Source organism: Nocardia sp. NPDC052001, assembly GCF_040680615.1.
Lineage (GTDB): Bacteria > Actinomycetota > Actinomycetes > Mycobacteriales > Mycobacteriaceae > Nocardia.
In genome coordinates this window covers 467730-483117 of record NZ_JBFAXC010000007.1, presented here as the reverse complement: position 1 = coordinate 483117, position 15388 = coordinate 467730, and the positions used below count along the sequence as shown (strand labels likewise).

Genomic DNA, 15388 nt, shown 5'->3' with positions numbered 1-15388 from the left:
GCCCGGTCCCATTCCGAACCCGGAAGCTAAGGCCACCTGCGCCGATGGTACTGCACTCGACAGGGTGTGGGAGAGTAGGACACCGCCGGAACATCATTCGAGAAGACCCCCAGCCTCTGGCTGGGGGTCTTTTTCGTTTCACCACCAATTCCCTTGCGGCTCCGAATATCAGCCGTGTCTCTCTACCTCTCATATGAAGAAGATCCGCACAGCGGCCGATGGACGGTAACCGGCGAAGACGGCCACCGAACCATCACCATCACCCACGAATCCAAAGAAGTGGCAGCCGACGAAGTCGAAAAGTCCTTCGGCCGCAAAGCATCCCCGCGGCCGCCGGAGCCCCCACCCGGCTACCACCGCTTCACTCTGATAGACAGCCTCATCAATTCGGAGGGTGCGACTCCCGACGACCCCGCCTACACCGCGATCAGGTCATCCCCACCCGAAGGCTGCGTCCCCGAACCCTTGACGCACTGCTTCAGCCTCGAATGCACCCGCCAGGGAACAGATCTCCTCGACGCCATCTCCACCACCTGCGCGCAGATCCACAAGGATCACGGCCTGCTCCTGACCGACATCGGCGTCGAAAAGGTAGACGAATGGGTCACCGACGGCAAAGACGGCTGGGGCGCAAGGATTCTGGCCCAACTCCTCCTGATGTCCGTAGAACGAGCCCGCCTCCTCGGCTACACCCCCGACGACCTCACCCGCTTCATCCACCAAGTCACCAAATGACCCCCGGTGCGCACCAACAACCTTGGCATGATGTTGAGGTGCGCACCCTCCTCATCACCCTGATCATCATCGCGGGCCTGGCAGTAGCCGCCGACTTCGGCGCCGCGGCCTACGCCGAAAACGCCGCAGCCGAATCCATGCGCAACACCGCCAACCTCGGCTCCAACCCCTCGGTAGACATCAAAGGCTTCCCGGTCCTACTCCAGGCCGCCCGAGGCAAATACGACGAACTCGTAATCAAGGCAAACCACGTAGGCACCGAAAAATTCGGCTTCGTAGACGTAGAAGCCAACCTGCACGGCGTCGGCCTCCCCCTCAGCGACCTGACAAAACGCGAACTCCACCGAGTCCCAGTAGACCGCCTAGAGGCCACAGCCCGCTTCAACGCCCTCCGCCCCATGGTCCTCCTCGACGTAGCCGGCCTCCTCCCTTTCGGCGTAGTCCCCACCTCAATCCACATGGACGGCACCACCGTCATAGTCACCGGCACCGGCAAGAACGTCCTCGTAGACATCGACCAACTGAAGGGCAAGAAGTCCTAGGCGATAGGTCCCTACCGCTGCGTGATGCTGATGTAGGGCACGAACGCCCGAGCCAATTCGACGGCACGCTTACAACCGTCGCTGACCGGGTCAATCGTGAAGGATCCATCCATCTTGAACGTCCCCCCGGGAAGGTCTACGAGAACCATGCACACGGTGTCGCGGATCTGATACACGTCCGCACGCTTGCCGTCCAGTGGCTTCCCTTGAACAGATAGATCGGTCTTCACCAAGCCCGAATACCCGCCGCGAACCCTATCGAAATCTCGATTGGTGACCGTCAGCGTGAAGCTGCTTTTCGAGTTGAGTACCTGGACATCACACCCATTGGACGACGAATCCGGAATCGTGGGGTCATTGTCCGGATACCAAATGCTGGGTTGAGGAGCCAGCCCCTGCTGTGCAAAGAGCTCGCCAGGCACCGAGTCACACGGATTGGCGAGGTTCATGCGGGTATACGGTGCTGTGGTCGAGGTCGGTATGGATTTTGTTGTTTCCGTTGTGCCGCAAGCGCTTACGGCACCGCAAATCGCCAAGATAACCAGCACGGAGCGAGTCGTGTGATTCATTCTTGCCTTTCGGTCTACTTGGGTGCTCCGACGCCGCCGGTGAGCCAGTACTTTATCTGGTCGGTGTTGGTCAACAAGCTGCTTCCCACCGTGTCGTTGTAGGCGCCACCGTAGTTTCCGATATAGGCCCGCTCGTTTTCCCGGGTTATCGATTGGCCGTTGCGTTGGTTCGCGTCTTCGAGGTAGCTCTTGAAGCCCTGATCCGCGATTGATCGGGAGTCGTACAGGTCCGGGTACTGAACACCTTTGAGATCTGGCTCGGGATTCCATGCTTCGATCACCTGGTCGAGGCCTGAATCACGTAGGTCGCCAACGATTCCGTGGACAATCGCACCACCGGGGACCCGATCGATAGCGATATCGGTGCTCTGCCCGATGAGGTCCTTGACGAACTCGCCCGCCTGTTGTTTGGCTTCGTACTGGTCTTGGACGTGATGGTTGTGTTCGTCGGCTTTCAGCGAGTCCAGATAGATTTTCGCGTTCTGGGCTCCGACGTTCATATGTGCATCAACGTTGGCCAAGTACTTCGCTGTCTCGAGTGGATCAGGATCTCGCCCTTGAACGATTCCCTGGGTCACCTCGGCTTGATTGAGTTGGCGTGCTGTTTCGAGATACAGGGAGCCATCGTCGGAAAGATTGGCCAGGAACAGCATTCGCCTGCCGTCATTGGAGCCGAAGGAAAGCTGCTCACCGTTGACGCCGGTCGTGACGGGAGTGACACCGCCGTGCCCGTCGGTTACCGCGCCCGGCAGGTTGAACAGGTCGACGTTGGGGGCCAACGCTTTTGCCAGACCTGTTGCCAACTCCGGATTGTTGGCGAACGACTTGGAGATCTCGCTGAAGGTGGTGACACCGTCCTTCACGTCATCGGTGATCGGTCGGCCGTCGTCCATCAGCAGTGTCCCGTTGTGATCATGCGGGGCAAAGTAATTCGGAAGGGTCGCGAGTACCTGTCGAGCATGGTCACCGGTCATGCCTTGGTCGTGGCTGTGCTCACCCGCCCAATCGAACAGTCCTGCTGCGGCTTTGCCTTGATCCGGCCAGTCGTGGCGGAAGACGGCGTCTGCGAATTCCTTCGGCTTGTAGGCGTCCGGTTTGAAGGTGTCGCCGAGGGCCCCGTGTGACAGGTCGGTGGTGACTCCATCGCCGGTCAGCAGTGCGTAGGCGGATTCGTGGTTGCGGTCCGCGGCGGTCAGGTACTGCTGCGCGGCGCGATCCATCAGCGCCCGGTCGCTGTCCAGGAACGCGGAAGGCAGGTTGCCGTTCATGTTCCTGTCGACCTGATTGAGATAGTTCGCAATGCTCGCGCCCTGGCGGCCGAGTTCGATTCCGAACTCCTTGCCCGGCGTGTAACCGGGGTTGGCCTGTCCGAGCAACTCTGCGAACCGGGCCTGTTGGGCGAATCGGTCGCGCACCTGCGCGGGGGAGCCGTAGGCGGCGACCCTGTCCTCGACGCGGCCGGACACCAGTTCGCGGATGTCGGCGGGCAGGTTGGCGTATCCGCCCTGGGCGAGGATCTTCCCGTCGGGTCCGCGACTGACGACCTTGTCATTGCCGACGAGCATGATGCCATTGGCGAGGTTGTCCCGCTGCGCTGCGGCGACAGTATTGCCGCCCTTCTCCTGGCCGGACAGATAGTCGTCCAGCGCCAGCACGCCGTCCTTACCGGCCGCACGATAGAACTCGCGGTAGTAGTCCTGCACGGCCGCGGGCACGGTCGACACTTCCTCGCCATTCGCGAGGGCTCGCCGCTCCTGGTCGTTGAGGACATAGCCGGGCATATTGTCGACGATGCCGGCGAACGCGCCGGTGTCATGATTCTGCGCGGCGAGAGCAATCGCCCGGCCGTCTTGACCGCCTAGTCGCCCACCCTGCGCAGCGGCTTCGTCGACATTGATGGAGGAGCCGAACAAGTCACCCGCGGCCCGAATGAGTTCGGCGTTGGCGGTCAATTTCTGCTTGTGCGTTGCGATTTCGTTCATCAGTTCCGCGAGCGCGCCGCGGACAGCGGCTTGATGATCATCGATGGTCTGCCGCTCGACGCCTTCTTTGTCCGGGATCTGCCACGCGTCGTCGACCCACAGCCCGATCGCGGCCGCGTCGGCGATCTTGTCCAGCACCACCTGCTTGAACGACGACAGACTGCTCCCGGCCTGCTCCAGCATCCCCGGCACATCGTCAATGTCGTAGAAGACCTTCCGCGCCTGCGTGTAGTCCTCATCGACCCGCTCATAAGCGGCATCATGAGTCACACCCGACCACCCCTGCCCGACATCACCGAAGTGATTGCGCGCCTTATCAATCTGGGTTTTGAATGTCGTATTGCCCGCCCGCACGACCGCCGCCCAATCATTGAGCGCGAAGAAGTTCCACTTCTCCACCTCGCGCGGAGTCGGCGCCCCTTTCGAATTGGGCATCAGCGACCCCCGGACGAGTGGAAGTCCAACTTATCGAGCTCCTTCTTGAAGTTCTCATCGGTCATCGCGTAGGCAGCCGCACACTCGCGAACCCTCGCCGCGACCTGCCGCTCCCGCTCAGCCACCCGCAGGTAGGCCCCTTCGATGAACTCCCCGCTCTGATCGCACACCTGCACGATGTCGCACGCGACGAGCGCCGCATGCACCGCGGAAAGAGCACTCCGGATATCGACAGCGTCGATGGCATTCCCGGCATTCTCCAACGTCACGGCCAGAGTATTCAGTTGATCGATGTCCGATTTGAACAAAGTCATAGCCCCCACCGTCCCGGCTGTGCGAATTTAGACGATCGCATACTACCGACCGGTTTGAATGTATGTGCTGGGCGGGTTTGGGTATGTGGCGTCGATTGAAATGTAGGAATCAGTGTTGTATTCCGAGCGCTGACCATCCCGAAGTCGGCGGAATTCCAATTGGATTGGCACTCCTTTGAATTGGAAGCCGAACGTGCCTTGACCTGGCATCTGCCCGGTCGAGGAACGACCAACGCGCGGGGCCGGCCGTGTCGCCCGTGTCACATTGATGCGATCGGGGTTGATCTCCGCGCCGACGTTGGAAATGATTACGGTTCATGCGAGACGAGATTTCTTGTCCCGCAGGGGGGTTTGTGTTCACGGGGGTGAATCGATGCAACTGGCATACGACTCGGAAAATCCGGAAGCCACGTCGCCGCCACATGCTCGTCCGATGGCGGTCGCGATCTGTCTGTTGCTCGTGCTCGCGAGCCTCACCACGTACGGGTCCATCCGGCTGGCGATCAAGACGCTGTCCGACTCGTCCACCGGAAGCCTCTCCGCAGCAGCCGACCTGCTCGCCAAATCGCCCGCATTGAGCATGCGAGTGGTCTACTCCGATACCGACGGCCGCCAGGTCGCCGGTGACGTCGTCGTCACCCGGGACCGCGATACCGCAGGTGTTATCACCGATCCGATCGGCGGCCGAGCGGACCTCGTGGCCACCGCGGATCGAACCGCCGTGCGCGGTGACAGTGATTTCTGGGCCCGCCGAGCCCCCAAGAAGACCGGAAAACTACGCGATCAGTGGGTGCAACCCGACCGAGGCGCTGAATTCCCCGTCGACATCCCCAGCACACTCAATCCGACCGCGCTCGCCGCGTTCGTGCGTTCGCTCTCGAACGCAGCCAGCGCCGACGGCGCGGTCGAAGTGATCGGTGGCAAGCGAGTCCGAACGCTGGTGTCGGGCGAGTGGACGGCCGCGATCTCCGTCGCGGATAGTTCGCTGCTCTGGCTGACCGGACCGGTGCGACCGGGCTGGGGTGTTCGCCCCGCAGGTGTGCAGACCGACCTCGGCTCCGGCCCGAAAACCACAGCCCCACATATCATTCCAATCGACAACGACGCCGACGTGCCGCACATCTCGATCACACCCGCCCCGGCGGAGGCGGGTCCCACCAAGGACAAAGTCGACAAGGTCCTACCGCCCGCGGCCTCCACCAGTCCGCAAGCACCGAGCGTCATTCCCAATCAGAACGAACCCGCGCCGTCCATCGACTTCAGCGTGAAAGGCAATACTCCCGACTGCTGGACCCTAACCTGTAGCTGGACGGTGACGGTGACCAATACCGGTAATACCGCTGGCGACGCCACGGTAGTCGCGTCAGCGACACCGGGAATGGCGACTCAGGAGATCTCTCTGGGAGTCATAGCCCCGGGAGCCTCGGCCACCACCCCGCCGATGACGTTCGCCAATCCGACACCGAAACCCGCACCCGGGCAAACGAATACGATCCGAATCCAGTACTCGGCCGCGATCTTCTCCACCGCACGAGACGGCTCCGACGACGGCGCCTACCGCGACGCCCGCCAGCGCATCCTGGACAAGAACGGCGACCCGAAGCGCCTCCTGGTCGGTGACTCGACCCAAATGCCCGACATCTGGCGCTCCTTCCTCCAGATGACAAACCACGCGCCCACCGACACCGCCGTGCTGGAATCCGCGATCGAAGCAGTCGACACCGCAGCCACCGAACGGCTGCTCCCAGAACTGAAGTCACTCATCGACTCCGGCCGTCTGCAGAACCCGCAAGACCTCGCCAAACAAATCTCCGAGGCCGCGAAGGCAAACAACGACGGCCGGTTGAACGAAATCCAGCGTGCCGTCCGCCTCCTCAATGAAAACCCCACCGCCCGAATCGTTCTCGACGGCTACGTCGAAGCGATAGATCCCGCGACCGGCCGCCAGGAGAAGTTCGGTGCGGACATCCTGGACACGGTAAACAAGGCCGCCTACCAACTGAAGCTCGTCACCGGCCCCAGAGTCCCGGCTAACATCAACTCCGCGATCGACCAACTCAACGGCGCGAACGCACGAAACGACCAAACCGGCATCTGGCAAAACGCCCCACCCGGCTACCAGAAGATCGTCGAAATCCTCGTCGACCCAGCCTCCGCCCGATTCAGCAACTCGGACAAGGCATGGATCGAAAACGCCCTACGCCATGCCCAGAACCTTCAGCTATGCGGCCCCGATGGTGTTCCGCGCATTGACGTCCTGGTCATCAAGAACTCACGTGATACTTTCCAATGGCGGAAGGAGGAATTCGGTGCCGTCTTCGGAAGCCCATGTAAATAACTGGAACAGCTGCGAAGACGAGATATTCGTCTGGCATGTTGACGTACCCGCGGTCAACGACCTCCTGTTGCGCTGGCAGCAAGCCGTGCTCGACGCGGGGGAGCGCACGGGCATCCTGCGAGTGCGGGAACTATCCCTGATGGAAGGCCGATTCGTCTTCGACCGCGACGGCTACATCCTGGACTTCCTTACCGATCACCCCGAGTTGGCGCCGAATGTGGAGCCGGAAGAATCCCGATCCCGAGGTGTTTTCGTCAAATACTTGGACGCATCCTTCGGAGCCGTGCCCGCAAGCCGACTCGAATTCTATGACCGCGAAGGACAAATCGCGGAGTCCTGGGTTTCGGATATGAGATCCATCGGTTCGGCGGCCACGCTCCCGGAATCGTTCCACCAGCCGTCGGTTGTCCTGGGCGGTATGGACGCACTGCCCGGCGAAGAAGCTCTCACCTTCGAACTAGCGGTCACGACCGACATCTTCTTCCCGTGGAATCCGCCCATCGGGCGGCCCGGAAACCAACCCCTCGACAACACCGCCCTGGCGCAACGCAACGGTTCCAGGCTGAATGCCTTTCTCGCAGAACTGCAAGCGGCCACCGCATCTGCGGGCGGCGCATGGAATCCAATCCCGAGCTACAGCCGCAACCGAAATCAAGTCGACGACAACGGCTTCATCATCCTGGATGCTCCGCAGACCTCCTGGCAGCTTCGTTCGCGAAGGTAGGAGGCCGCAGACCTAGCGAGCCGCTCGCAGCTTCGAGTCGACAAACCCCGCATCGAACCGCGCGCCGCTGCCCCAAATCTCATGAGCAGCATTGATTTTGGCGACAAGGTTGTCCACAAGTGCCCGCTCCTGATCGGCAGTCCTGCTTCTTTCTGCGAGCACTTTGGCGTACCGCACCGAGTCGACGATGACGGATTTGATCCGTTCATGGTCGAGATAGGTTCGCAGGTCGGCCTCCCATCGCCCGGTCACGGCTTCTGGTTCGGCAGCGACCCACTGAGCGAGGAAGGCAGATCGCTCGTCCGGCTGGTAGCCCATCTTGTGCAGGTGGCTCGCCACGTCGTATAGCGGATCGCCGAACAACGCCAGTTCCCAATCCAGAAATACGACGGCGGTACCATTTTGGATGATCATATTCTTCCGGTGTACGTCCGCGTGTACGAGACGGAACGGGCGGGATTTGAGGGTGCTCCAGCCGGAAAGCACTGTGGCAAGCGGGTTCTCGGGTACGCCCAGGTTGCGGTACAGCGTTCCGAATCGATGCTGATTCTCCTGGTAGACGCGTATGGTGATGTCCGACAACCGGTGGGCGAACGCTGCCGGATCTTCTGTCATCGCGTTGGGCGGTGTGGGCAGCAGTTCGGTGGGAATCCTGCGCAGATCCGCGAAGAGCTGGGAAACGTCCCGCGGTACGCAATCGGGGACCGCGTGCCCGCGCGGCGCGATGTCATCGAGGAGATCGCCGGTGATGAAGTCTTGGATCTGGTAGGTGGGGTGAGCGGACTGCCACCGCAGTCGAGGGGCTGCGGGTACGAAGGGCTCGATTGCCCGCAATACCTCTACTTCCGGCCAGATCCGCAGATCCATAATGTCCGCGCCAGCTACCGGAATTCGGACATTCACCGGGCCTGCGGCTGTCACGACCCGCACGTTGTGGTTGTAATACCCTGCGGCGGAATCGGTTCGGCTGACGGCCTCGCGGTAGTAAGCATCTGGATCGAGCCCTAGTATCCGGGCGCTCAGTCGTTGGGCACCGAGGTCCAGATCGCTGTCGGGGGCAGGAGGCTGAATGCGGAGGTGCGCCCGCGCGGCCGCCAGTGAGACTGCCGGGTCGGGCCAGCCGAGCAACGCCAGCACCGCTCGTGCGACCAGCACGAGCGCGGGATAGACGTTGACCGCCTCCAATTCCGCGACCGCCCAACGTGCTCCGGCGGCAGCGTCTTCTCCACGCCCGCACTGGGCGTGCACTCCGGCTCGGAACAATTCGGCCCTGGCTCGACCGGAGCGGTAGCCCGCGCGTTCCAGTGTCTCGCAGGCGTCGGCGAAGGCTCGTTCGGCCGCATCGAGATCTCCGAGAGCCAGTTGGGCGATACCGAGGGCGGTGTGCGCCTTCCCGAGTTCGTGCAGCGCACCGAGTTCGCGCTGGATCGCGATGGCCGCGGCGGCTGCCGCAATCGCCTGGCTCGGCTCGACGAGCGCCAACAGTTCGGCGCGATTTGTGGCGATATTGGCTTGTCCGACAATGCTTCCCGCTGAACGGTAATGGCCGTCGGCCTCGTTCAGATATCGCGCCGCAGCGTCGGTATCGAACGACATCCGGTAGGTGAGGTACCGAAGCCGTGCGGTATCGCCGAGGAATTCGTGATCATCGGATTCCGCGAGTTCGACCAGGCGGTCACATAATTCGAGTGCCTGCGCGAATCGCCCCTGGCACATGTGCAGGTCGGCGGCCCAGAGTCCGGCATTCAGTCGAACGCGGCCCGATCCATGAGACCACAGCGCCTGATACATCGTGAGCGCCTCATCCGTGCGGCCGATGATTCGGCGAGCGTTGGCCGCGGCCAACGTAAGCCGTTCGGCGACGGGTCCGGTTCGGTCTACATCGATCGCGCTTGTGAGGTGATCAGCATGTTTGGCATCGCCGAGCAGCAGTGCGCCCTCGGTCTCCAAACACAGTGTCAGCTCGCGTAATTCGGGAAGGTCGGGCCGGGTGGAGCCGTCCTCCAGCAGGTACTGATTCAGGTCCGTGAGCACCGCGTCGATCCCTTGTTTCCCACCGGCCGCCGCGATTCGATCCACATAATCGAGCAGCGTGACCGCAGTCAACGTCCCGGCACGCAGGCCGTGGTAGCCGGCCTCGCGCAATGCGGTCACGCGACCGGACGCGGCTTCCGCACGTGAACGCCACAGGTGGTGCAGCACATCATGAAGCGTAGCCGTCACTTCGATATCCAGCCGGTGCCGCAACGCGGTCACCATGAGCTGGTGTAGCTGGAATCGCCCGGTAGTGCTTTCCTCATCGGCCGCATAGACGAACGAGTATCCGATCAATGACGTCCACGCTGTCACGTGAGCCGGGAGTCCGAAGGCGGTCGCGATGGCGGTGAATATCTCCCTGTCGAAGATCCGCGGCAGGCCGAGCAACTCCAGGGTCCGCACTTCCTCGGGGCGTACGTGTAGCAGGAATCGTTCGAGAATCGTTCCGGGAGAGACGAGTTCGTGTGGCGCCATCACACCACCGCGAAGCCGCGCGTCAATGGCGAGATGAAGATAGAACGGTACCCCGGCACTCGCCATTGCGATGGCCATGCGCTCGGCGGGGTCACTGACACCGGAAGCATCGAGTAGACGATGCCGGTCGGCCAGAACCAGGTCATCGAGCCGTATCTTCTCGATCCGTCCCTGCCATTCCGGATCGTGGCGTTCCCAGCCCAGCGGTTCCCTGCTGGCGATGACCACCAACCCCTTGTCCAGCTGTGCGACGAGATCCCGCAGCCAAGCATCCGAATCCGCGGCTCGCCCAACACGTTCGACACCCCCGACCAATGCTTCATATGCGTCGAGGAACGCCACGTACGGTTCGCCTTCCGTACCGGCCGCGAGATCTGCGGCGAACAGATACGACACCGCACCTTCCAGCTGCGACAGCGTCAACTGATCGAGCTCCTGAAGTACCTGATCATGCCGAATGCGGAAGGTGCGCTTCATTTTCCGCGCACTCAACTCGATCAGCCGAGCTGCGGTGCCGAAGACCGGTATCCCGGTCGCGTCATTGAGAATCTCGGTGAGCACCTCACTGTTCTCCGCGAACGCCAGCGATTCGAAGCTGACTCGAAGATGTGGGTGTAACCGCTGCCATAACACGGTGTACGCGATATCGAACCGATGGAACTTGACCTTCCGCGACCCGAACTGGGACCGCAACACCGCCAGAGCCTCAATCGACTGCCGCTGACTGGGCACCTGAAAATCGACGGTGGCGGCCGCATGCTTCTTACCGGCTCGAGCCTTCAACTCGGCCAGCAACCGCGACTTCCCGATCCCGCCAATCCCTGTGAGCAGCAGCACCTTTGGTGTATGCGCCGATTCAGCGAGCAACTCATCGAAACGCAGGAACACCGCATCCCGGTTCACGAACGGACGCCGGATTGCCCCTGGTTGGTAGCGTGCGGTCAACACCATCGAGATTCCCCCTCGCGATCGGCACTGCCGATTCTCCCATGATCAGGTCGGAGACACGAGCTTTCGGCTGACGTGAATAGGCAACCTTTCAGCCATCAAATCAATTGGCGTAGAACATAATTCGCAGATTCCTTAGTCGAGTGTCCAGTACTGTTGACGTATTGCCGGATCTTCGATGGGGGTATTCGATGTCGGACATAGCTCGGGAACGCAGACGTCGCTGGGTGGAACAGCAGCTCGATCGACTGCCGCGGCTGACGCCACAGCAGCGCAGATTCCTTTCGGTGCCACTGATGGAGAACGGGTGGCACCTACTGGTCGAAACAGTCGGCCCACCTGCGCGCCCGGCCGCATTCGCGATCGGCAGAACCGGGGTCTACGCGCTCGTATTCACCGACAGCGTTCCCGATCGGGCTCAAGTCCGCGGCATCCGTGAGAGCGCCGAGAAGTCCCTCAGAGGCTTGGTTCTCGACCGCGGTCAGTTCGTGCCACACATGCTCGACGTGATGCTCCTGATGGCCAATGCCGTGAAGGTCGAGGCGCACGATTCATTCCTCGCGGTCGACGAATCGACCTTCCGCGACACCCTCGTCAACGGTGATGGGCGGTTTTCACGACAGCGCGCCAGCGAACTCGCCGCAGCGGCCGATGCCCGCCTTACGCGCTTCGAGTGGTTTTCCAGCGATGACGCACCCACGGCCGAAGCGCCTGTGGTCGAGGAACTTTTCGCTGCCGCCGATCTCCAGGAAGGTGAGCGCGACAAGGCTCTCGGTCGCCCGTTCCAGGACTGGATGACGTTCCTCGACCCAGAGCAACTCAGTCTGGTCACCGTGAACTTCAACGGCCCCGCGCGTTTCAGCGGTCCAGCGGGTACCGGGAAGACCGTGGTAGCCCTGCACCGCATGGCACAGCTCGCCAAACAGCATCCGGGCAGGATGCTGTTCACCAGTTTCGTCAAAACCCTTCCCGCATATCACCAATCCGGATTCGCCCGCCTGGCGCCACACGCGGCCGAACGAACCGAGTTCATCGGGCTGCACGCCTGGACGGCCCGATTCCTCGCCCACCGCGGTGTGCCCTTCCACCTCGTCAAAGAGGCAAGCGAGGACGCCTTCGCGCGAGCGTGGGTCAAGGCCCGCGATGTTCTCGGCCGCGTCGACGGCACAGACCACCAGTACTGGCAGGACGAACTGCACCGCGTGATCAAGGGGCGCGGCATCACCACGTTTAAGGACGAGAACGGTCGCCGTGGCTATCGCAGCATCAAACGCACTGGGCGCGAGGGTGTTCCACTCTTCAATGCTCAGCGCGAGGCCGTATGGAACCTGCTTTTCGAGCCCTACCGGGCGCGGCTCGAACACCGCGGCGTCGATGATTTCAACGATCTCATCCGCAAAGCAGTCGACGAACTGCGAGCCCGCCCGCTCGACGACTTCGAAAACTACGCGATGGTCGTCGTAGACGAAGTGCAGGACTGCACTCTGCTCGAGCTCCAGCTGGTGCACCAAATCGCAGGTGGCGAATCGAACGCCCAATTGCTGTTGGTCGGCGACGGCCAGCAGCAGGTCTACGCCGGTGGCTGGACACTCTCGGACGCAGGCATCCCCATCGTCGGCCGCGGCCGAGTCCTGCGAACCAACTACCGCAACCGGGAAACGGTGCTGAACTACGCCCAGCGCATCGAGGCCGCCAACACTGTCGACGACCTCGACGGCGGACCCGGCTTCGTGCTGCGCGACAGTGAAGCGGTGTTGAGTGGTGGGCGTGCGGTCGAAAAATCAGTGCACCGCAACGCAATTGAGACTGAGCTGATCGCGGCGATCACCGAATCAGGCTTCTCGAACTCGGAGATCGCGGTGATTACCCATACACCGCAGGAGGCTCGCAACTATCAGAAGGCATTGGAGCGAGCGGGTTTTCCAGTGCTTCCGCTCGCGGACTACGACGGTACACAACCGGGCGTGATCAAAGTCGGATCTGTCCGACGCGGCAAGGGCATGGACTTCGGGGCGGTCTTCCACATCACTGAATCGATCGACGTGCCGCTGAGTGAACTGACCGGCGGAGAGCGGGATCGGGCCGAGATCCTGGCCCGCCAAACACTGGTCGCACTGACCAGGGCTCGGGACTACATCTGGGTCGCTTACCTCCACGACTAGTCAAGCTGCAGGCGTCCGAGGTTGGTACCGCACGATGATCGATGTCGTCGGCCGAACAACGCGCGGCTGTGCGATGCGGTCATGTCGATGAACCGGATCGAGGGTGATTCCTGATGCTCAAAGGTCGACCCGATCCGGGAATCGAAGGATGGTCGCGGGTTTCTGGGCGAAGTCATCCTCCAATCGCTCGTCTGCGGCGCGGGCGCGCTCGCACGGTGGGTCGCAATCGCGATGGTGCGCCCTGGCTTCGATAGCCTCCGTCTGCGTCATCCGGCTCTCGGACTCCGCGACGGTGTGAGCTTCGAGGACCTTCAGGCGTGGGCCGTATCTCTCCGATGTTGTCGTGCTCCGCGGTTCTGGGCCAACCATCCGTTTCGCCCAATGCCATTCGTTGCGGTCGGCGATCTCGAGCAGCTGCCGCAGGCGGGCGCAACTCTTGGCGTTGCGCCCCGGTCCGGCAACGCAGTTGCGATGGGGGTACAGCAACGCTCGCAGGCCGTGCGGATAACGCAAATCGACTCGATACGCCGAAACAGGGTGGTGATCGAGCCGCGAGTAGACGCCGGTCATCGCTGCCGCTCGCTTACCCCGGCTCGATGCCGCCCAGGTGTGCGCCGTGCGACGGGATACGTGCTGCCAGTGGAGAGTTCGAGCCGAAACGCAACCTGTCGCAGCTCTGCGTTTCTGCAGTCGCGCAGCTCCGCCACCATCGCGCCGACGACGGTGATCAGTCCGGTTGTGAGCATGATGAGCAAAACCAAAGATTCCCAAGGCATTTCGATGTCCCCTCGTGGTATCCGCTCTGTTCGTAGACGGGCGACCTGACCGAGGTCGTCGCCCGGTGCTGAGTCTCCTAAGTAGACACCCGAATTGACCTCCGTAATACATCCCCGGCGGACTTCCGCCGAAATATGATGGGGGTCCGCGACGATAACTCCCCGGATAGCGAGGCTAACGAGATGGCTGGAGTGACGGTCTCTAGCAGGGCATTCGGCGGTTTTCTGCGACGAATCCGTGAGGACGCGCATCTGACCAGGCTGACGGCTGGGCTGGAAATCGAGGTATCCCCACAGGTTTTGATCCGGTTGGAGGGCGGGCAGCCGACGAAGGTGACAACCCTTCAGCTTGAGCGGCTCCTGGACCTGTACAACACTCCCGAAGCTCAGCGAAACGAAGCCCTGAAGCTGTGGCAGGGAATCCGAGAGCAGGTGAAAACGGCTCGTTTACAAGGTAATTCGAGAGGTTTCTGGCAGTCGTACGCGGATCAATACGTTGCGCACTTCCCGCACTACCTGCGTCTGGAGCAAGCGGCCAACCGTGTCACCGCACATCAACTCGTCTTGGTGCCCGGCTTGCTGCAAACATCCGACTACCGCCGCGCGCTCGCGCGGTTGGAAGACCCAGGCCTGTCGGCCGTAAATGTCGAACGTCGAATCGAGCTTGCTGAACGGCGCCAAGTCAGGTTGGCCGAACCTGAGTTCACGATGAATGTCTTTCTCTCCGAAGCCGTACTGCGGCACCAACCGGCGGCCCGTGCGGTGATGTCGGCCCAGCTGTACTGGCTGGCAGAGGTCGGCAACCGCGACAACGTCAGCGTTCGGGTCATCCCGTTCAGTACCGGCCCGCACCAGGGGCTGACGATCCAGTCGTTCCACATGCTCGAATTCCCTTGCCTGGAAAGCGGTTTGGTCGAACCGACCGTTGTCTATCTTGAAGGTGCGGTGGGCGCGCTCTATCACGAGCAATCGGATGTCGTCGACCAATATCAGCAAGCGATCTCGGCATTGCGAGCTGTAGCGTTGTCCGAAGTGGACACTCGAGACATGGTTTTGCAAGTTGCGAAGGAGTACGAGGCGTGAATGATCAACCGCCCGTTCGGCAGTGGTACAAATCCAGTCGATCTTCGAAGGCCAACGACTGCGTAGAGGTCTATCAGGGTCACAGTCGGGTCGGAGTGCGGGATTCGAAGCTGGGGACCACCGGTCCGATCCTGATCTTCGACGGGCTGGCTTGGGACCAGTTCAACGATGCGGTGAAGTCGGGCCGGTTCGACTGCCTTTGAGCCTCTCGGTCTCCTGCGTCGATAGAAACCGCAATTGGGTCGCACCAGTCTCAGAGTCGTCCAAGT

12 protein-coding genes and 1 rRNA gene are annotated in these 15388 nt (G+C 61.8%); 8 read left to right on the top strand and 5 right to left on the bottom strand.

Translation table 11 applies throughout. The features are described 5' to 3' along the window. The 3 genes from rrf to AB0L82_RS31220 form a co-directional block, all read left to right on the top strand. Nucleotides 1–91, top strand: a 5S ribosomal RNA gene (gene rrf, locus AB0L82_RS31230); the annotation flags it as partial. Between the two features lie 83 nt (nucleotides 92–174). After that, a complete protein-coding gene (locus tag AB0L82_RS31225) occupies nucleotides 175–735 on the top strand; it encodes a hypothetical protein (RefSeq protein ID WP_364644160.1) in 561 nt (186 codons plus the stop codon). Between the two features lie 38 nt (nucleotides 736–773). After that, nucleotides 774–1277, top strand: coding sequence for an LmeA family phospholipid-binding protein (locus tag AB0L82_RS31220; RefSeq protein ID WP_364644157.1), 504 nt, complete (start codon nucleotides 774–776; stop codon nucleotides 1275–1277). Between the two features lie 11 nt (nucleotides 1278–1288). Here AB0L82_RS31220 and AB0L82_RS31215 read toward each other — a convergent pair whose 3' ends face one another. The 3 genes from AB0L82_RS31215 to AB0L82_RS31205 form a co-directional block, all read right to left on the bottom strand. Next, nucleotides 1289–1726 carry a hypothetical protein gene (locus AB0L82_RS31215; RefSeq protein ID WP_364644154.1) on the bottom strand — a complete coding sequence of 146 codons (438 nt, stop codon included), beginning with the start codon at nucleotides 1724–1726 and terminating at the stop codon, nucleotides 1289–1291. 134 nt (nucleotides 1727–1860) lie between these two features. Next, on the bottom strand, nucleotides 1861–4263 hold the full coding sequence (locus AB0L82_RS31210; protein WP_364644151.1) for a hypothetical protein: 2403 nt from the start codon (nucleotides 4261–4263) through the stop codon (nucleotides 1861–1863). Further along, nucleotides 4263–4577 carry a hypothetical protein gene (locus AB0L82_RS31205; protein ID WP_364644148.1) on the bottom strand — a complete coding sequence of 105 codons (315 nt, stop codon included), beginning with the start codon at nucleotides 4575–4577 and terminating at the stop codon, nucleotides 4263–4265. The genes AB0L82_RS31210 and AB0L82_RS31205 overlap by 1 nt, the downstream gene beginning before the upstream one ends. Before the next feature lie 433 nt (nucleotides 4578–5010). Between AB0L82_RS31205 and AB0L82_RS31200 the strand changes: the two genes are divergently transcribed. Both AB0L82_RS31200 and AB0L82_RS31195 read left to right on the top strand, forming a co-directional pair. Continuing rightward, nucleotides 5011–6915 (top strand): hypothetical protein, encoded by a 1905-nt coding sequence (locus AB0L82_RS31200; protein WP_364644145.1) that lies wholly within the window; start codon nucleotides 5011–5013, stop codon nucleotides 6913–6915. After that, complete coding sequence (locus AB0L82_RS31195) at nucleotides 6887–7639, top strand: hypothetical protein (RefSeq protein ID WP_364644142.1); 753 nt, start codon at nucleotides 6887–6889, stop codon at nucleotides 7637–7639. Before AB0L82_RS31200 ends, AB0L82_RS31195 begins: the two co-directional genes overlap by 29 nt. A gap of 12 nt (nucleotides 7640–7651) precedes the next feature. On the opposite strand, the gene AB0L82_RS31190 is transcribed toward AB0L82_RS31195, so the two are convergent. After that, a complete protein-coding gene (locus AB0L82_RS31190) occupies nucleotides 7652–11101 on the bottom strand; it encodes a phosphotransferase (RefSeq protein WP_364644139.1) in 3450 nt (1149 codons plus the stop codon). A 224-nt stretch (nucleotides 11102–11325) separates the two neighbouring features. On the opposite strand from AB0L82_RS31190, the gene AB0L82_RS31185 reads away from it, so the two are divergent. Continuing rightward, on the top strand, nucleotides 11326–13260 hold the full coding sequence (locus AB0L82_RS31185) for a UvrD-helicase domain-containing protein (protein ID WP_364644136.1): 1935 nt from the start codon (nucleotides 11326–11328) through the stop codon (nucleotides 13258–13260). A gap of 117 nt (nucleotides 13261–13377) precedes the next feature. On the opposite strand, the gene AB0L82_RS31180 is transcribed toward AB0L82_RS31185, so the two are convergent. Further along, a complete protein-coding gene (locus AB0L82_RS31180; protein WP_364644133.1) occupies nucleotides 13378–13830 on the bottom strand; it encodes a hypothetical protein in 453 nt (150 codons plus the stop codon). A 389-nt stretch (nucleotides 13831–14219) separates the two neighbouring features. Between AB0L82_RS31180 and AB0L82_RS31175 the strand changes: the two genes are divergently transcribed. Then, nucleotides 14220–15119 (top strand): helix-turn-helix transcriptional regulator, encoded by a 900-nt coding sequence (locus AB0L82_RS31175; RefSeq protein WP_364644130.1) that lies wholly within the window; start codon nucleotides 14220–14222, stop codon nucleotides 15117–15119. Continuing rightward, a complete protein-coding gene (locus tag AB0L82_RS31170) occupies nucleotides 15116–15322 on the top strand; it encodes a DUF397 domain-containing protein (RefSeq protein WP_364644127.1) in 207 nt (68 codons plus the stop codon). The genes AB0L82_RS31175 and AB0L82_RS31170 overlap by 4 nt, the downstream gene beginning before the upstream one ends. The last annotated feature ends 66 nt before the right edge of the window (nucleotides 15323–15388 follow it).